Annotated in this window: 13 protein-coding genes; 6 read left to right on the top strand and 7 right to left on the bottom strand. The window is 72.0% G+C overall.

The annotated features are described in order from the left end of the window. Entirely contained in the window at window positions 1–2,370 is a 2,370-nt protein-coding gene (locus IXW69_RS03590) for a carbon starvation CstA family protein (RefSeq protein WP_194785006.1), read from the bottom strand. A 306-nt stretch (window positions 2,371–2,676) separates the two neighbouring features. Then, window positions 2,677–3,321, bottom strand: a complete 645-nt coding sequence (locus IXW69_RS03595; protein WP_323745154.1) for a phosphoribosyltransferase — start codon at window positions 3,319–3,321, stop codon at window positions 2,677–2,679. 191 nt (window positions 3,322–3,512) lie between these two features. Here IXW69_RS03595 and IXW69_RS03600 point away from each other — a divergent pair, with 191 nt between their 5' ends. Together IXW69_RS03600 and IXW69_RS03605 are read left to right on the top strand one after the other, a co-directional pair. After that, the gene (locus tag IXW69_RS03600) at window positions 3,513–4,196 is read left to right on the top strand and encodes a deoxynucleoside kinase (RefSeq protein WP_194785008.1); all 684 of its coding nucleotides are present in this window, start codon (window positions 3,513–3,515) and stop codon (window positions 4,194–4,196) included. Window positions 4,197–4,284: 88 nt separating this feature from the next. Continuing rightward, window positions 4,285–5,871 carry an aspartate:alanine exchanger family transporter gene (locus IXW69_RS03605; RefSeq protein WP_194785009.1) on the top strand — a complete coding sequence of 529 codons (1,587 nt, stop codon included), beginning with the start codon at window positions 4,285–4,287 and terminating at the stop codon, window positions 5,869–5,871. Between the two features lie 148 nt (window positions 5,872–6,019). On the opposite strand, the gene IXW69_RS03610 is transcribed toward IXW69_RS03605, so the two are convergent. Further along, complete coding sequence (locus IXW69_RS03610; protein ID WP_194785010.1) at window positions 6,020–6,910, bottom strand: LysR family transcriptional regulator; 891 nt, start codon at window positions 6,908–6,910, stop codon at window positions 6,020–6,022. Window positions 6,911–6,980: 70 nt separating this feature from the next. On the opposite strand from IXW69_RS03610, the gene IXW69_RS03615 reads away from it, so the two are divergent. Together IXW69_RS03615 and IXW69_RS03620 are read left to right on the top strand one after the other, a co-directional pair. Next, on the top strand, window positions 6,981–8,051 hold the full coding sequence (locus IXW69_RS03615) for a YeiH family protein (RefSeq protein ID WP_323745155.1): 1,071 nt from the start codon (window positions 6,981–6,983) through the stop codon (window positions 8,049–8,051). 47 nt (window positions 8,052–8,098) lie between these two features. Continuing rightward, window positions 8,099–8,410, top strand: coding sequence for an MTH1187 family thiamine-binding protein (locus tag IXW69_RS03620; RefSeq protein WP_194785012.1), 312 nt, complete (start codon window positions 8,099–8,101; stop codon window positions 8,408–8,410). A 48-nt stretch (window positions 8,411–8,458) separates the two neighbouring features. On the opposite strand, the gene mtnN is transcribed toward IXW69_RS03620, so the two are convergent. Together mtnN and IXW69_RS03630 are read right to left on the bottom strand one after the other, a co-directional pair. Continuing rightward, complete coding sequence (gene mtnN, locus IXW69_RS03625; protein WP_194785013.1) at window positions 8,459–9,202, bottom strand: 5'-methylthioadenosine/S-adenosylhomocysteine nucleosidase; 744 nt, start codon at window positions 9,200–9,202, stop codon at window positions 8,459–8,461. Window positions 9,203–9,402: 200 nt separating this feature from the next. Continuing rightward, the gene (locus tag IXW69_RS03630) at window positions 9,403–10,167 is read right to left on the bottom strand and encodes a TetR/AcrR family transcriptional regulator (RefSeq protein WP_194785014.1); all 765 of its coding nucleotides are present in this window, start codon (window positions 10,165–10,167) and stop codon (window positions 9,403–9,405) included. A 152-nt stretch (window positions 10,168–10,319) separates the two neighbouring features. Between IXW69_RS03630 and IXW69_RS03635 the strand changes: the two genes are divergently transcribed. Both IXW69_RS03635 and IXW69_RS03640 read left to right on the top strand, forming a co-directional pair. Beyond that, window positions 10,320–13,181 (top strand): MMPL family transporter, encoded by a 2,862-nt coding sequence (locus IXW69_RS03635; RefSeq protein ID WP_194785015.1) that lies wholly within the window; start codon window positions 10,320–10,322, stop codon window positions 13,179–13,181. Continuing rightward, the gene (locus IXW69_RS03640) at window positions 13,178–16,093 is read left to right on the top strand and encodes an ABC transporter permease (protein ID WP_194785016.1); all 2,916 of its coding nucleotides are present in this window, start codon (window positions 13,178–13,180) and stop codon (window positions 16,091–16,093) included. Before IXW69_RS03635 ends, IXW69_RS03640 begins: the two co-directional genes overlap by 4 nt. A 67-nt stretch (window positions 16,094–16,160) precedes the next feature. On the opposite strand, the gene IXW69_RS03645 is transcribed toward IXW69_RS03640, so the two are convergent. Beyond that, window positions 16,161–17,144, bottom strand: a complete 984-nt coding sequence (locus IXW69_RS03645) for an alpha/beta hydrolase (protein WP_194785017.1) — start codon at window positions 17,142–17,144, stop codon at window positions 16,161–16,163. Between the two features lie 127 nt (window positions 17,145–17,271). Continuing rightward, window positions 17,272–17,697 (bottom strand): pyridoxamine 5'-phosphate oxidase family protein, encoded by a 426-nt coding sequence (locus tag IXW69_RS03650; RefSeq protein WP_194785018.1) that lies wholly within the window; start codon window positions 17,695–17,697, stop codon window positions 17,272–17,274. Window positions 17,698–17,923: the final 226 nt, after the last annotated feature.

Raw genomic sequence — 17,923 nt, forward strand, 5'->3', positions numbered from 1 at the left:
TCAGGCCTCCGCCTTCGTGTGGCTGCGCCCCGGGATGAGGGCGGGGTCCCCGACGACCTCGTACTCGGCGACGAGCTTCTTCTCGAGCTTGCTGGCCACGAGGTGCTCGGGAGCGAAGAACCTCGACTCCTGGTACGGGTCCTCCGATGTCGTCGTGTCACCCGTGCGCACGGAGCGGATCATCGTGATGCAGGCGCACACCATGACGAAGGCGACCATGGCGAGGAAGATGATCGAGAGGGTCCCCTGGATCATCGTGTTGCGGATGACCGCCTGGGTGTCGGAGACGGCCTGCGCGTCGGTGAGCGTCGGCAGGAGGGCCTTCGCGTCGCGCCACTGCTGGAAGTAGCCCACGCGCGGGTCGGTCGAGAAGATCTTCTGCCAGGACGCCGTGAAGGTGACGACCGTGTCGAAGACGAGCGGCAGCGCCGGGATCCACGCGTGCTTGAGGTAGCCCTTGCGCACCGTCATGACGAGGCACAGGAGCAGCGCCACCGCGGCGATGAGCTGGTTCGCGATGCCGAACAGCGGGTACAGCGTCTGGATGCCGCCGCGCGGGTCGGTGACGCCCATGAGGAGCAGCGAGCCCCAGGCCGCGACGACGACCGCCGTGGTGGCCCAGGCGCCCACGTGCCAGGACGGGTCCTTGAACTTGGGCCAGACGTTGCCCAGCGCGTCGCCGAGCTGGAAGCGCGCCACGCGAGTGACGGCGTCGACGGCGGAGAGGATGAACAGCGCCTCGAACATGATGGCGAAGTGGTACCAGAAGCCCATCATCGTCCGGCCTCCACCGATCTGGTGGAGGATGTGCGCCATGCCGACGGAGAGTGTCGGGGCGCCGCCGGTGCGGGAGATGACGCTGGGCTCGCCGACGTCGGAGGCGACCTGCTTGAGGGCGTCCGCCCCGGTGTAGGTCTTGGGGTTGCCGTTGGCGTCCCAGGACTCCCAGACGGGCATGAGGGAGTCGCCGTGAGCGTCGGTGACGCCCATGTTGGAGACGGCGGCGGCCGCGACGTCCTCACGGGACTGGGCGGTGGCGACGACCTGGTCCCCGGCGAGCTTGTCCATGGTGGCCGCCGAGGTGTTCATGGAGAAGTAGATGCCCGGGGACAGGGACACGGCGGCGGCGAGCGCCATGATCGCGACGAAGGACTCCATGAGCATGCCGGCGTAGCCGATCATGCGGACCTGGGACTCCTTCTGGATCATCTTCGGGGTCGTGCCCGAGGAGACGGTGGCGTGCATGCCGGACAGGGCGCCGCAGGCGATGGTGATGAAGAGGAACGGGAAGAGCTTGCCGGCGAAGACCGGGCCGGCGGTGTTGGAGGCGAACTCGGTGACGGCGGCCATCTCCACGACCGGGCGCACGATGAGGATGCCGGCGGCGAGCACGATGATGGTGCCGACCTTCATGAAGGTGGACAGGTAGTCGCGCGGGGTGAGCAGGACCCACACGGGCAGGACCGCGGCGAGGAAGCCGTAGACGATCATGGCCCACACGAGGGTGGTGGGGGACAGGTGGAGGTACTGGCCGAAGGAGGACTGGGCCACCCAGCGGCCGCCGATGATGACGCCGATGAGGATGGCGAAGCCGACCAGTGACACCTGCGTGATGCGCCCGGGCTGGACGAAGCGCAGCCACAGGCCCATGCAGATGGCGATCGGGATCGTCATGCCGACGCTGAAGACGCCCCAGGGGGACTCGGCGAGCGCGTTGACGCAGACCATCGCGAGGACCGCGAGGACGATCATGAGCATGACGAGGACGACGACGGTGGCGACGACGCCGCCGATCCGCCCGATCTCGTCGGTGGCCATCTGACCGAGGGACCGGCCGCCACGGCGCATCGAGAGGAACAGGACGAGCATGTCCTGGACGGCGCCGGCCAGGACGACGCCGAGGATGATCCAGAGCGTCCCGGGCAGGTAGCCCATCTGGGAGGCGAGGACGGGGCCGACGAGCGGTCCGGCGCCGGCGATGGCGGCGAAGTGGTGGCCGTAGAGGACGACGCGGTGGGTCGGGTCGAAGTCGCGACCGTTGTTGATGCGCTCGGCCGGTGTGGCGTTGGAGTCGTCGGGCCGCATGATGGTGCGCTGGATGTAGAGCGCGTAGAAGCGGTAGCCGATGGCGTAGGTGCACACGGCGGTGACGACGAACCACACGGTGTTGACGTTCTCGCCGCGCACGACGGCGAGCATCCACCAGCCGAGCACGCCGAGCACGGTGACGACGACCCACGTGGCGATCGACCGCGCGGTCCACTTGTGGTGGGGGCGGACGCCGACCGGGACGCCTGCCTTGTTCCGGATGATGTAGCGCTCTTCCTCCGCCGTGTACGCGGGCAGCGCCTGCTGTTCCTGGGTGTCCATGATGCTTCCGCCTTTGGGAGCTCTAGGGGTGCGCGTGGGGTCGCGCGGGCACGGATGAGCCTAGGTGATCCACAGGGCGGATATCCATGATTCGGGCAGGTCGGGTCACCGGGCGCTCGCACTGTCCAGAACTCGTCACTTCTGTGTCGGCCACGGCTCCGACGGCACCGGGATACGCGAGATGTCGCGGGTCCGCGCCGCTGGGTGCGGCTCCTGGGCCTGAAAGTGACGAGTTCTGACCAGCTCGGGGAGACGACGACGCCCGCTGCCTCCGTCGGGAGGCGGCGGGCGTCGTGGCCGGGGATATCAGTCCTGGGTGCGGGCGTCGGCCTGGTCGGCCGCCTCCTGGTCCGCCTCCGTGACGGGGGCACCGGTCTGCGCCGCGACGGAGGCCGGCGTGATGACCGGCAGGACCGACCAGGGGAAGTTGATCCACTTGTCCGTCTCGCGCCAGCAGTAGTCGGGCTCGAAGACGCTGCGCGGCTTGCGGTAGATGACGGCGCTCCGAGCGTCCACCGGCACGGACTCGCCGCCCAGGGCGAGGCCCTGGTGCTGGAGGAGCTCCATGACCATCTTGAGGGTCTTGCCGGAGTCGGCGACGTCGTCGACGACGAGGACCTTCTTGCCGGGCAGCTCGGAGGCGTCCATGAGCGGGGGCAGGACGACGGGCTCCTCGAGGGTCTCGCCGACGCCCGTGTAGAACTCGACGTTCATGGCTCCCATGGCCTTGATGCCGATCGCGTAGCCGATGGCGCCGGCGGGGATGAGGCCGCCGCGGGCGATCGCGATGATGAGGTCCGGGATCCACCCGGAGGCGACGATCTGCGCGGAGAGCTCGCGCTCCGCCTGTCCGAAGAGCTCCCAGGTGAGCTCCTCGCGGTCGGGGGCCGCGTCCGAGGTGGCGCCGTCGTCGAAGGGCTTGCGGGTGGTGGTGCTCTGCTCGTCGCTCACCCTCCTGATCGTAGCGGCCCCGCCGCGGAGTGCCGAGCGGGGCGCCGGAACCCGGGACCCGTCGGACGCACCCGCCGGACGCATCTCACGCCGGCGCTTCTTCCTCCGCGCGCCCCGCGCCCCTACGCTCGCGGGGCCGCGACGCCGCCCGGGCGCCGCGCTCCCCGTGCCCTACGCAGGAAGATGAGGTCGTGTCGGTGATCGTGGTGGGAGGCGCCATCGGCGCCGGCAAGACGACGACGGCCCGCCTGCTCGGCGAGCACCTCGACTCCGAGGTCTTCTACGAGGACGTCACCTCCTCCAAGATCCTGCCGCTCTTCTACACGGCGCCGCCCGAGGAGCAGGCCGCCCGTCGCTACCCCTTCATGCTGCAGCTCGAGTTCCTCTCCAGTCGCTTCCGCTCCATCAAGGCCGCGCTCGCCAACGACGACAACGTGCTGGACCGCTCCATCTACGAGGACTGGTACTTCGCCAAGGTCAACACCGATCTGGGCCGGATCAGCCCCGACGAGTTCACGCTCTACGAGGGCCTCCTCGACAACATGCTCGAGGAGATCGACGGCATGCCCAAGAAGTCGCCCGACCTCTTCGTCTACCTGCGCGCCCCCTTCGACGTCCTCATGGGACGCATCGCCACCCGCGGCCGCGACTTCGAGCAGGCCTCCTCCCTCGTCGACTACTACCGGCGCCTGTGGGAGGGTTACGACGAGTGGGTCTACGACTCCTACGACGCCTCGCAGGTCCTCACCGTCGACACCGAGCACCTCGACCTCGCCACCGAGCCCGAGCACGTCGGCGAGCTCAACACGGCCGTCGACGCCGCGCTCGCGGACGTGCGGGCTGGCCGGCCGCTGTCCGTCCCACGCATCGGCTGACGCTGCGGCTGAGGGGGCGACGGCGGGCTCCGTCCCGACGACGGCGCCCGTTCACGCCGTCGTGCCCCGGTGCGGCTAGCCTGGCGGCGTGCCCGACTTCCTGACCCCGGTGGTCGACGTCCTCGTCGCCACGCCCCTGCTCACGGTCTGCCTCACCATCGCCCTGGGCACCGCCGTCGGGCAGATACCCTTTGGGCCCATCCGCTTCGGCGCCGCCGGGGCCCTCTTCGTCGGCCTCGCCATCGGCGCCCTCGACCCTCGCATCGGCGCCGACCTCGACCTGCTGCGCTCCCTCGGCCTCGCCCTGTTCTGCTACACGGTCGGCATCGGAGCCGGCGGCACCTTCTTCCGCGACCTGCGCCGCCAGCTGCCGATCATGGCGCTGTGCGTCGCCGCCCTCGTGGTCGCCGGGGGAGCGGGCGCCCTCTACTCCCACCTCACCGGGGTGAGCGCCGCGATGGACTCCGGCGCCTACGCCGGGGCGCTCACCTCCCCGGTCCTCGACGCCGCCATCGAGGCGGCCGGCAGCCAGGAGCCGAGCGTCGGCTACGCCCTCGCCTACCCCGTGGGCGTCGCCGTCGCCATCATCATCGTCGCCGCCGTCATCAACCGGCCCTGGCCGGGTCGGCGCGACCCCCGCCCCGCCTCCGCCGACGGCCTCACGGCCGCGAGCGTCTACCTCCTCCAGGGTGTGCGCCTCGACGAGATGCCGGCCTTCAAGGAGAACCGCATCCGAATCTCCTACCTCGAGCGCGACGGCGCCACCCGCGTCGCCCGCCCCGGCGAGGAGCTCCTGCCGGGGGACAAGGTCGTCATCGTCGGCTCGCCCGCCAACCTCGACGACGCCGTCCACGAGCTCGGCACCGGATTCAACCGCTGCCTCGCCAAGGACCGCACCCACGTCGACTTCCGCCGCCTCACCGTCTCCTCGACGCGCGTCGCGGGCCTCACCATCGGCGAGCTCGACATGCACGGCCGCTTCCAGGGTGTCATCACCCGCGTCAAGCGCGGCGACCTCGACCTGCTGGCCCGCGACGACCTCGTGCTCGAGCTCGGCGACCGCGTCATGGCCGTCGTGCCGAGCGAGCAGCTCGAGCCGGCCGCCGACTTCTTCGGTGACTCCGAGCGCTCCATCGGTCAGATCGACGCCTTCAGCGTCGGCATCGGACTGGGGTTGGGGATCCTCATCGGGCTCGTGCCCGTGCCCCTGCCCGGCGGCATCACCCTCAAGCTGGGAGTCGCCGCGGGGCCGCTCGTGGTCGGGATGGTGCTGGGCTGGCGCGAGCGCACGGGCCCCTTCGTCTGGGTGCTGCCGCACGCCGCGAACTCCGTCATCCGCCAGCTCGGGCTCCTGTTCTTCCTCACCGCGATCGGGCTGGCGTCCGGGCAGGCCTTCGCCCAGGCCGCGTGGTCGATGACGGGCCTCAAGGTAGGGGTGCTCGGCGCCCTCATCGTCGCGGTCAACGCGCTCGTCCTCCTGGCGGGGGCTCGGTGGGCGGGTGTGAGCGCGCCTCGCGCCGCCGGTGGGCTGGCCGGGCTCGTGGGGCAGCCCGCGATCCTCGCCTTCGCCCTGTCCAAGCGCGACGACGAGCGCGTCGAGGCCGGTTACGCGACGCTCTTCGCGCTGGCGATCGTCGTCAAGATCGTCATGGTGCAGGTGCTCGTGGCGCTGTGACCCGGAGTCTGAGCTGAGCCCGTCCACCAGGGCGGCCCAGGGCGGCGTGGTCGGCCGCGGGGGCGGCGACAAATCGCTGTGACCTGCACAGACAACAACTGCAACGATCTGGGTGCGGGTTCTGACGCGCCCTGGTGGACAGTCGCGGCTACCCCGCGACGCCCGGAGCGACGACGGCGATGACCGCCTGAGCCTCCGGGCGCAGCCGTCCTGAGCGCGGCGTGACGAGCCGCAGGAGGCGGCGCAGGTCCAGGGCGACCGGTACCTGCACGACCTCCCCGGCGTCGAGCGCCGACTGCGCGGCGGCCCGGGCGAGGACCGCGTGCGAGCCGGAGTGCCGCACCGCCGTGAGCACGGCGGCGTTCGACCCCAGGACGCGGGCGTCACCCGGCAGCGCGGTCGCGCGCTCGGTGAGCGCCCGGGCGAGGACCTCGCGCGCGCCCGACCCCTCCTCGCGCAGGACGAGTGAGCCGGCCCTCGTCGGGCTGATGAGCTCGGTGTGCGTGACCGCTCCGCTGCGTCGCGCCCACGGGTGCTCCGGGGCGACGACGAGGACGAGCTCGTCGTGCGCCACGACCTGCTCCTCCAGGGAGTCGGCGACGCTGGCGCCCTCGATGAAGCCGATCTCGGCCTCCCCGGCCAGGACGCGGGCCTGGACGCGCTCGGAGTTGCAGACCTCCACCTGCGTGGTCACCGGGCACCCGCCCAGCCAGACCGGCAGGAGCTGCTCGGCGATCGTGTAGGAGGCGGCCACGCGCACGGGCGACGGTGCCCCGCGCAGGGTGTCGACGACGCGGCCGACCTCGTCGAGAGCGTCGAGGGCGGGCCGGGCGCGGGTGAGGACCTCCTGTCCTGCCGGTGTGAGACGCGTCCCTCCTGGGGCTCGTTCGAGCAGGGCAGTGCCTGCAACGGCCTCGAGGCGAGCGAGGGTGGCGGAGACGGTCGGCTGTGCCAGGCTGAGGCGCTGCGCCGCGGCGGAGATCGACCCGGCCTCGGCGACGGCGATGAGTGCCTCGAGCTGGGCGGTCGTCGGACGCATAGCCTCACACTATGCCCCCTGCGAGACGATGCCCGTTGCCGCGCCCCGACCCCGGGCACATGATCGGCCGGTGAGCACCCCACCCGCCTCCCCCAGCACCTCCGGCTCAGGCATCGGCACGACCCTCGTCGCCGCCTGGCCCGGCATCATCCTGTGCGGCCTCGTCGCACTCGCCGCCACCCTCGTCAACGACGCCGTGCCGCTGCTGTCCTCGATGCTCGTGGCGATCCTCGTCGGGCTCGCCCTGCGCAACTTCGGCGCCGTCCCCACCCTCGCCCAGCCCGGCCTCAAGGTCACCGGCAGGACCGTCCTGCGCGCCGGCGTCGTCCTCCTGGGACTCCGGCTCTCGCTGCCGGCCGTCGCCGCCCTCGGCTGGGGCGCCATCGTCGTCGTCGCCCTCACCGTCACCTGCGTCTTCGCCGCGACGCTGTGGATGGGGCGCGTCCTCGGCGTCCCCCACGCCACGACGCTCCTCACCGCGACCGGCACCGCGATCTGCGGCGCCGCCGCCGTCGCCGGGATGAGCGCCGTCGTCCAGTCCGACGGCGAGGACGATGACGTTGACGAGGGCGCCGCCGCCGCCATCGCCTCCGTCACCCTCTTCGGCACCCTCGCGATCCTCCTCCTGCCGGTCCTCGTGCGCGCCCTCGGGCTCGGCGTCACCGCCTCCGGCGTGTGGGTCGGCGCCTCCGTCCACGAGGTCGGGCAGGTCGTCGCCGCCGCCGGGCTCGTCTCCTCCGCCGTGCTCGACGTCGCCGTCGTCGCCAAGCTGGGGCGCGTCGTCCTCCTCGCGCCGCTCGTCGCCGTCCTCGGCGTGCTCGAGCGCCGGCGGTCCGGGGGCCGCGCCACCGACGGCGCGGCGGCCCGACGCAGCGCCCCGCTCGTCCCGCTCTTCGTCGTCGGCTTCCTCGTCGCCGTCATCGTCCGCTCCGTCGCCGACACGCACGTGAGTGCCGACGTGTGGGGCTGGTGCAACACCGTCGCGACCTTCCTGCTCACCATGGCGATGTGCGCGATGGGGGCCGGGGTCAGCCTGCGGCGCCTCGCGCGCACCGGGGCCCGGTCCCTTGCCCTGGGCGCCTGTGCGGGCGTCGTCTCCGCCGTCGTGTCGCTCGCCGGCGTGCTCCTGCTCGTGCGCTGAGCGCCGGAGGGGCCGCGTCCGGGACCCGCCTGGGGCACGATGGAGCCATGCTTCTCGCCTTCTCCGTGTCCCCCACCACTACCGACGCCCCCGACGGCTCCGTCTCCGAGGCGGTCGCCGCCGCCATCAAGGTGGTGCGCGACTCCGGCCTGCCCAACGAGACCACCTCGATGTTCACGACCCTCGAGGGGGAGTGGGACGAGGTCATGGCCGTCGTCAAGGACGCCACCCAGGCCGTCGCCGCCGCGAGCCCGCGCGTCTCCCTCGTCATCAAGGCCGACATCCGCCCCGGCTGGGACGGTCAGATGACCGCCAAGGTCGACCGCGTCAACGCGATCCTCGACGGCAAGCAGGACTGAGGACGGTCCGGCCGGGTCTCCCCGCCCGGACCATCGCGGCCCACCCCGTCAGCGCAGGAGGGCCAGCACGACAGCGGCCGAGCGTGCCGCCGCCTCGTCGGCGCCGATGTGGAAGTCCTGACCGGCCTCCGGGCCGCACAGGTCGGAGACCCCGCGCACCGAGGCGAAGGGGACCCCGGCCGTGGTCGCCACCTGGGCGAGGGCCGTCGACTCCATGTCCGTGCTCACCGCTGCAGGGAAGAGCTGGCGGGTGTCCGCGACGTTGGCGGCCGTGACGAAGGAGCCGCCGGCGAGCATCTGCCCCGTGTGGACGCGGGATGAGCCGGAGCCGGGGGTCGCGCCGTGAAGCGCGGCCTCGGCGCGCTCCTGGACGCGAGCCAGCAGTCCCTCGTCCCCGAGGAAGACGGCGGGCTGGCCCGGGGTCTGGCCGAGGTCGTAGCCGAAGGCGGTGGCGTCGACGTCGTTGTAGGCGAGCGTGGTGGAGGCGCACACGTCCCCGACCTCGACGTCGCGGCCGAGCCCGCCCGTGGTGCCCGCGGAGACGATGACCTCGGGGCGGACCTGGAGGAGCGCGGCTGCCAGCGCGCTCGCGGCGGCCACGAGGCCGATGCCGGTGCGCACGAGGACGAGCTCGCGCCCGTCGAGGTCGAGGCTGACGGCCTGCGCGGCGTCGCCCAGGAGGTCGACGGCGGGTGCGCCCTCCAGCCGGGGCAGGGCGTCGAGGAAGGGTTGCGTCTCCTCCGGCATGGCGGCGAGGACGACGGCGGCGACGGGGCGGGGGCTCAGGCTCATGCCCCGACCCTACTGACGCGCCCGCTCGCCGCGATCCTCTTCTCCCGCAGTGCACTCACCGAGGTCGGCTGATCTCCGCGTCGAGGCCGGTCCCCGATTCAGGGGGCGGCGGCGGGGCGGCCGGCGTCAGCTGTCGCCTGTGGAGAGTCGACGGATCTCGAGGTCGACAACGCCCGATCTCGGCGGAGGAGGGGAGGTGATCAGCAGGTGGAGGCGATCCGCGCGAGGATCGCGGGGTCCATGCTGGCCAGGTCGGGTGCCGCTTGGTCGTCCGCGTCGAGCGGGGCTGACAGCCCGCGGATGATCGCGCTGATGACGAGGCGCAGGGCGTCCTGCGGCTGCATCCCCAGGCTGGAGGCGCTCGGCGTCGACGCGGCCTCCTGGGAGATGGAGTCGAGGAAGAAGAGGACGACGACGTCGGCGACGGCGGAGGCGGGCACGAGCGGCCGCCGCCCCATGCGGGCGAGGAGGTCCTCGACGATGCCGGACAGGGCGGCCGTAAACTCCTCGCGGGTGGCCACGGGGATCTCGGGCGTCTCGGGGTGGCGCATCCGGCGCAGCGTGTACTCGGTGGTGATGAGGTACATGCTGCGGGCGTCGGGCCGGATGGAGTCGAGCAGGTCCATGAGGACGTCGACGGTGACGTCACCCTCGAGCCCGTCGATAGCCTCCTCGATCCGGGCGATGAGGGCCTGGGAGCGCTCGACGATGGCCTCGGAGAGGACCTCGTCGAGGGAGGAGTAGTTCGAGTAGAAGGCGCCGCGCGTGAAGCCGGCGGCCTTGACGACGTCGTCGATGCGGGCGCCCTCGATCCCCTTGGCGGCGACGACGTCGGCGGCGGCCCGCACGAGGGAGACGCGGGTGTTCTCTCGCTTGCGGAGCCGCTTCTCGTCGCGTGACTGGCGCACGTCGCTGCGTGCTTCCTTGAGCGCCTCGGCGTTGAGGAGCTTGGGACGAGGGGGCATGTCTTCTCCAGGAGCGGGTGGGTGGCCCGGGTAGGTTCTGTCGGCGGCCTCACACGACCGCCTGATTTCCGTACACGAGTATACCGAGTACATTTTCGTACGGAAAGAGCCCCTGCTCACCCTTCCGGTGGGCTTCCCGAAAGGAACGTGCGTTGTCCGCACTCCTGTACCGCCTCGGACGCTGGTGCGCGTCCCACGCCAAGCGCGTCGTCGCCGCGTGGCTCGCCGTCATCGCGCTGTTCGCGGCCGTCGTCGTCCTCCACGGCTTCGACATGAACGGCCCCTACACGCTGTCCGGCACCGAGTCCATGGAGGGCCTCACCGTCCTCGAGAACCGCCTGCCCGAGATCGCCGGCACCTCCGACGAGGTCCTGTTCACCTCCGAGGACGGGAACATCGAGTCTCACAAGGCCGAGATCGAGGAGTTCGTCGACGAGGTCGAGGACCTCGACGGCGTCGCCTCCGTCTCCGCGCCCTTCGGCGCCGAGCAGGACACCTCCACGAACACCCCGGCCCAGGAGTCGACCGTCTCGAAGGACGGCAAGTCCGTCATCGTCCAGGTCATCGCCGACGCCAGCTACGGCAGCGTCAACACGGGCCAGACCGACGCCTCCAAGGTCCTCGCCAAGGACCTGAGCAGCCTGGTCTCCAGCACGGAGAAGTCGACCGGCCTCACCATCCACCAGTCCGAGGACATCGGCAAGGAGGTGCAGATGGGCGCCAGCGCCGCCGAGGTCATCGGCTTCCTCGTCGCGGGTGTCGTCCTGCTCATCACCTTCGGTTCCTTCCTCGCCGCGGGGGCGCCCCTGGTCGCCTCCCTCATCGGCGTCGCCTCCGGCATGCTCGGCGTCCTGGCCGTGTCCAAGTGGTCCCCGATCGTCCCGCTCGCACCGACGCTCGCGACGATGCTCGGCCTCGCCGTCGGCATCGACTACGCGCTGTTCATCATCTCCCGCGCCCGCGAGTACGTCACCGAGGACCCCACCCACCCCGAGCGCGAGCTCGCCACCCCCGCCGAGGCCGCCGGCCGCGCCGTCGCCACCGCGGGAAGCGCCGTCGTCTTCGCGGGGACCACCGTCGTCGTCGCCCTCCTCGGCCTCGCCGTCTGCGGCATCCCCTTCCTCACCCTCATGGGCGTCTCCTCCGCCTTCGTCGTCGCCATGGCGGTCCTCGTCGCCCTCACCTTCACCCCGGCCCTCATCGGCCTCATCGGCAAGCGCATGCGCCCCAACCCGGTGCGCGCCCGCCGCGAGGCCGCCAAGGCCGCCGCCGGAAAGAAGACCTTCCCGCAGCGCTGGGTCGCCTTCGTCACCGCCAAGCCCTGGCTCACCGTCATCGCCGTCATCGCGATCCTCGGCACGCTCGCCGTCCCCGCCAAGGCCCTCCACCTCGCCCTCACCGACGACGGCTTCGAGGCCAAGGACACCGTCGCGCGCCAGACTTACGACGCCATCTCCGACGCCTACGGCCCCGGCTACAACTCGCCGATCATCGTCATCGCGGACATCACCAACACCACCAAGCCGATCGACACCGTCAACGAGCTCGCCGACGAGATCGGCAAGATCGACGGCGTCGACGACGTCGCCATGGCCACCCCGAACTCCGACGGCACCCTCGGCGTCATCGAGATCCGCCCGACCAACGGCCAGGCCGACTCCCGCACGGAGAACGTCGTCAAGACCATCCGCAACAACGCCTCCCACTACGAGTCGAAGTACGGCATCACCGACGTCATGGTGACCGGTCAGACCGCCGTCGCCATCGACATCGGCCAGTCGCTGTCCGACGCCATGCTGCCCTTCGGCATCGTCGTCGTCGGTCTGTCCCTCGTCCTGCTCCTCATCGTGTTCCGCTCCGTCGCGGTCCCGGTGACGGCCACCCTGGGCTACATCCTGTCCCTCGGCGCCGGGATGGGCGTCACGGGCGCCATCTTCGGGTGGGGCTGGATGGCCGACTTCTTCGAGGTCCCGAAGGTCGGCGCCGTCATCTGCTTCCTCCCCGTCATCACCATGGGCATCCTCTTCGGCCTGGCCATGGACTACGAGGTCTTCCTCGTCTCCCGCATGCGCGAGGAGTGGACGCACCACCACGACGCCCGTCAGGCCGTCCTCTCCGGCTACGCGGGATCCGCCCGTGTCGTCTCCGCGGCCGCCGTCATCATGACCGCCGTGTTCGCCGGCTTCATCCCGGCCAAGCTCACCATCATCAAGCCCATCGCGGTCTCGCTCGCCTTCGGCATCTTCTTTGACGCCTTCCTGGTCCGCCAGACCTTCATCCCGGCGATCATGATGGCCCTGGGCGAGAAGGCCTGGTGGATGCCCGCCTGGCTCGACCGGAACCTGCCGATCATCGACGTCGAGGGCGAGGGCCTCCAGCGCACCCTCGAGCACAACGACTGGGTGGCCGAGCACGGCGAGGTCGAGGTCCGTGCCGACGACGTCCGGGTCTCGGACTCCGACGGCGCCGCCCTGGACCACCTCGACCTCACGGTCGCGGCCGGTGAGGTCGCGCTCGTCCGCACCGCCGAGCCGATCGCCCGACGGGCCCTCCAGGCGCTCATCGGCGGACGCCTCCAGCCCACCAGCGGCATCCTCGTCATCGGCGGGCACGTCCTGCCCGACGGGACCGCCTCCATCCAGGCGATGACCACCGCCGTCCACGCCTACGACGACGAGATCGACGAGCGCGTCCGCGTCGCCGTCGTCGACGACCCCGGCGAGCGCCGCTGGCAGCGGGTCGCCGAGCTCGCCCGCGAGGGCCTCGCCGTCATCGTCACCACCGACGCCGAGAAGCCCTCCATGGCCCCACCGAGCGCCGACGTCGAGATCGCCACGCTCATCGACGTCGCCTCCGACGGCACCGCGCACGTCCGCCGCGCCCCGCAGCGCCGCGCCGCCGCCCCCGAGCAGGAGTCCGCCGCCCCTGAGCAGCAGGACGCCGGGCCCGGCCACCGCGGGCGCCACTCCATCCTTCACGCCACCCCCACCTCCGGAACCGAGGCACACGCATGAACCGCCGCAGCTGGATCCTCGCGATCCTCGTCATCCTCGTGCCCGCGCTCGCGGGCGTCATGGTCGTCACCGCGGCGACCTCCGGCACCGCCCAGGCCGCCAGCGTGCCCGCCGCCGTCGTCAACCTCGACGGGACCGGCGCCACCACCTCCGACGGCACCGCCCTGCCCGCCGGGCGCCTCCTCGTCGGGCGCCTCATCAACCCCGACGAGGCCCTCACGGAGAAGTCCTCCACCGGGGCCACGACCTCCACCCTCGACTACTCGGTGGTGGACGAGGACGCCGCCATGAAGGGGCTCGAGGACGGCACCTACGACGTCGTCGTCACCATCCCCAAGGGCTTCTCCGACGCCATCGTCAAGACCATCGACGGCACGCCCACGCAGGCGAGCGTCCAGGTCCAGACGAACGACGCCGGCTCCTCCGCCATCGGCTCGGTCAGCTCCGACATCGTCTCCGCCGCCGCCGACTCCCTCGGCACGACGGTCTCTGTGGCGTACCTCAACGGCTCGCTCAACGCGATGACGACGCTGCACGACAAGCTCGGCGAGGCCTCCGACGGCGCGACCGCGCTCGCCAGCGGCGCCAGCGACCTCAACGACGGCGTCGACCAGGCCGACGACGGCGCGAAGCAGCTCTCTACCGGTGCTGGCTCCCTGGCCGACGGCCTCAGCCAGCTCGAGTCCGGCGCCTCGACCCTGAGCAGCGGCACCTCCACCGCCGACTCCGGCGCGAACACCCTCGCCGACGGCGCGAGCAGCCTCGCCTCGGGGGCGAGCACCCTGTCCGACGGCGCCTCCTCCGCGAACGACGGCGCCGCCCAGCTCGACTCCGGCGCCAGCGCGCTCGCGACGGGCGCGGCCCAGGGCAAGGCCGGTGCCAGCGCGCTCGCCACCGGCGCTGCCAGCGCCGAGTCCGGCGCCTCGGACCTCTCCTCCGGTGCCAGCACGCTGAGCAGCGGCGCGAGCGACCTGTCCGACGGTGCGAGCACACTCTCCGAAGGCGTCACCAGCTACGTCGGTGGCGTCACCCAGGCCCGCGACGGTCTTACCACCGTCCAGTCCGGTCAGTCGCAGTCGCTCGACGACGGCGCAGCCGCGCTCGCCACGGGCGCCGCGAAGCTCGCCGCCGGGATCGGCACGAGCAGCGACTCCGCTACCGAGCAGAAGGCCGCTGATCAGGCGCAGACCGTCTACGGCGCGGTCAACGACCTCACTGCCTCCACCGCGGCGCCAGCGCTCGCTGCGGGTACTGCCAAGCTCAGCACGGGCGTCTCCGACTACACCTCCAGCGTTGCGGCGCTCCAGCAGAGCGTGCAGTCCCAGGTCTCCACGCTGCAGCAGGCCAACGCCGTCTGTCAGCAGGGCTCTCTCACGGTGTGCCAGCAGGCACTCGCCACTGTCACGGCTGCCATGGGTAACACCACCGATACGCCGAACACTGCGGACCCGTCCAAGTCAACTGTCATGGGTGCCCTCAACGGACTCGTCTCGAAGAACAACGAGCTCACCACTGGCGCTGCGAGCGCCGCTAGCGGAGCGGCTCAGGTGAACGACGGCCTGTCGAAGTTGAAGAGCAGCATGCCTGCCGTCGCCTCCGGCGCCTCGCAGGTCTCCTCCGGAGCCTCCAGCGTCTCCGCCGGCCTCGGCACGTCCTCGGACATGTACAACCCGAAGACCGGCGCGGGCAAGACGGAGACCGGGGTCCTCAACTACCTCGTCGCCTCCGGCTCCACCCTCACCGACGGCGCCTCCCAGGTGTCCTCCGGCGCGTCCTCGCTGAGCGACGGTGCCTCGCAGCTCTCCAGGGGCGCCGACTCGCTCCACCGGGGCCTCGGCACCCTCTCCTCGGGTGCGAACCGGCTCTCCTCCGGAGCGACTCAGCTCTCGGACGGAGCCACCAAGCTCTCCTCCGGCGCGTCCTCCCTCCACCAGGGCACGACGAAGCTCGCCACCGGCGCCTCCGCCCTGTCCACCGGCGCGACCAGCCTCTCGGCCGGGTCCTCCGACCTCGCCGACGGCCTCGACCGCCTGGCCACCGGAGCCTCCACGCTGGCGACCAGCACCGGCACCGCCGCTGACGGCGCCACGACGCTCTCCGACGGCGCCTCCGACCTCGCGGACGGCACCGGCAAGCTCGCCGACGGCTCCTCCCAGCTCAAGGACGGCACCTCCACCCTCGCGGACGGACTCTCCTCCGCCAAGGACAAGGTGCCCTCCTACACCGACGAGGAGGCCTCCTCCCTCGCGACGGCGCTCGCCCAGCCCGTCGACGTGAGCACCGACGAGTCCGGCAACGCCTCCTCGGCGACGTCGATCGCCCCCAACGCGATCGCCATCGCGCTGTGGATCGGCGCCCTCGTCATCGTCTCCGGCCTCGGCCTCATGAGCCGCCGCCGCGTCGAGGCCCCCATGAGCCCGGCCCGCCTCGCGGCCGCCTCGCTCAAGCCGGCCCTCATCCTCGCCGCCGTCCAGGCCCTCGCGCTCGTCGGGATCGTCGCCTTCGCCGGCGCCCACGTGAACGGCGTCTGGAAGGTCCTCCTGCTGTCGGTCGTCGCGGCACTGTCGATGACGGTGCTCCACGCGGCCCTCGTCGCGGCCCTCGGCTCGCGCGGCGGCACGGCGGTCTCGCTGCTCGCCCTCGTTCTCCAGGCCGTGTGCCTCTTCGCGACGGCGGTCCCGCAGTCCCTCACGGGCCTGTACTCGACGGCGAACGGCTTCATGCCGGTCACGGTCCTGGCCTCGGCCCTGCGCGGCGTCATGCTCGGCGCCTCCGGCGTCGTCACCCCAGCCAGCGCCGTCGTCACCCTGGTGATCTGGGGTGCGGCCTCCGCCCTCGCCATGACGCTGGCGGTCCGCCGTCGGCGGGCGACGAGCCTGGCCGGCCTGCGCCACGAGCTCGCGTCCGCCTGACCTGCGGTCGCCTGAGAAGGGGCGCCCCCTGCTACGGCAGGGGGCGCCCCTTCTCGTTCCTCAAGGGTCAGTGGCGTGGTCGGGGAAGGTGCTCCTCAAGCCACGGGTCGGTGAGGGAGTAGAAGCGCTCCGGGAAGGTGCGGCGCACGCAGTGCGGGGCGCCGACGACCACCGCCCCTGCCACGTTCGGGTTCCCGCGTCCCGTCACGGCCGGGAAGTAGCTGCCGCGCAGGACGACGCGGCGCGTGCCCGTGACGATGAGCGTCGGGACGGCGAGCCCGTCGACGATCCGCTCCCACGGCGTCGGCGGGGCGACGCACCCCAGGGCGATGAAGCGCAGGTCGACGCCGCTGGAGGCCTCGACGCTCGCCCGGACCTCCTCGTGCGACCACGTCGGGTTGTCGCGCGTCTCCAGGGCGTAGCGCGCCGCGGGGTCCGCCGCGATCCCGCGCATCTCGCGCACCTGGCGGTAGGCGTTGAGGCGCAGCAGCCGGTTCCACGCAGGCGTCGTGAAGGCGGGGTCCTCACCGATCGCGGCGTCGACGAGGTCGGGGCGCCGGGCGGCGACGTCGAGGCTCGTCACCCCGCCCATGGAGTGCCCGACGACGACGAGCGGCGCGGTGAGCGGCCCGGCGTCCGGGGCGTCGGGGGAGGGGCGCAGGCCGTGGGCGCGCAGGTCCTCCAGGGTCGACTCGAGGTCCTCGGCGAGGCGGGCGCCGGCGGTGGCCTGGTCGGTGAGGTCGGCGTCCTCCCACCGCGGCGAGTTCCCGTGCCCACGGGCGTCGAGGGCGACGACGCGGTGGCCCGCGGAGGTCCAGTGCTCGACGGCGCCGGCCCAGCAGGCGGCGGAGTCCGTGATGCCGTGCGAGAGCACGAGGACGGGCGCGTCGGCGTCGTCGAGGGGGCCGTGCAGGTGCCGCGCGATCGGCTCGGCGGCCGGGGTGGGCCGGTCGTGGGGGACGGCGGCATGCTCCCGGGCGTCGTCGTCCGCGAGGGACGGGACGGCGTCGCCGGGTGCGGGGAGCGGCTCAACAGCCTCGGGGGAGGTCACGGGTGCGAGCGTAAGCGCGTCCGACGCCGGTCACCGGGAGCGCCGACGCGAGCCCGGCCCGGGCCGCGAGCACGGCAGCCGGGCCGCGCCGTCGTGGACGGGTCGGGTCCTGGAGGCGTGAGCGGCGTCAGCTGACGGGGATCTCGTGGACCTCGTGGTCGCGCGGCGCCGAGGAGAAGACGGTCCACACGCGCCCGGAGGTCAGGGTGAGGTCGATGCGCACGACCTGCGGCCCGCCCATCGCCTCAGGGACCTCCTCGACGACGGCGGAGGCCGTGCAGGAGAACCAGCCCGTGTGCGGCGCCGGGGTCGGGCCGGCGAGGGTGACGCGGGCGTCCCCGTGGATCTGCTCGATCTTGTGGGCGGTGCGCGTGGTGAGGACGCCGACGTGGTCGACCCGGCCGGCAGGGTCCGGCTGGGTGAGGACGGGGCGGGTGTGAAGGCCGTCGGAGTCGACGGTGGTGAGGAGGACCGTGGTGCCGGGGGCGACGAGCTCACGGACGAAGGGCAGTGCCGAGTTGTATGCGGCGACGGAGTCAGGGACGGCTCGCATGGGTGAATCATCCCATCAGTCGCGAACCGTATCTGACCTCGATGTCCGCATGATTCCGGGGAAGATGGGGCTTGGAAGTGGCGCCGGTCACGAAGTCGACGGGTGAGTGGGGTGATGTCTTGTCACCCGAGGGTGGGTCAGTGGTCTTGCACGATGGCGAGTGCCTGCAGCACCTATTGGCGTGCTTGCTGCGCAAACTCCCCGTTATCGCCGGTGGTGATGGGGG

It is taken from the genome of Actinomyces haliotis (genome assembly GCF_015355765.1).
GTDB lineage: Bacteria > Actinomycetota > Actinomycetes > Actinomycetales > Actinomycetaceae > Actinomyces > Actinomyces haliotis.

Bases quoted from the DNA above. Each gene is read 5' to 3' on its own strand.
- IXW69_RS03640 (WP_194785016.1), top strand. From the start codon at position 13,178: ATGAACCGCCGCAGCTGGATCCTCGCGATCCTCGTCATCCTCGTGCCC.
- IXW69_RS03630 (WP_194785014.1), bottom strand. From the start codon at position 10,167: ATGCCCCCTCGTCCCAAGCTCCTCAACGCCGAGGCGCTCAAGGAAGCA.
- IXW69_RS03610 (WP_194785010.1), bottom strand. From the start codon at position 6,910: ATGCGTCCGACGACCGCCCAGCTCGAGGCACTCATCGCCGTCGCCGAG.
- IXW69_RS03620 (WP_194785012.1), top strand. From the start codon at position 8,099: ATGCTTCTCGCCTTCTCCGTGTCCCCCACCACTACCGACGCCCCCGAC.
- IXW69_RS03590 (WP_194785006.1), bottom strand. From the start codon at position 2,370: ATGGACACCCAGGAACAGCAGGCGCTGCCCGCGTACACGGCGGAGGAA.
- IXW69_RS03650 (WP_194785018.1), bottom strand. From the start codon at position 17,697: ATGCGAGCCGTCCCTGACTCCGTCGCCGCATACAACTCGGCACTGCCC.
- mtnN (WP_194785013.1), bottom strand. From the start codon at position 9,202: ATGAGCCTGAGCCCCCGCCCCGTCGCCGCCGTCGTCCTCGCCGCCATG.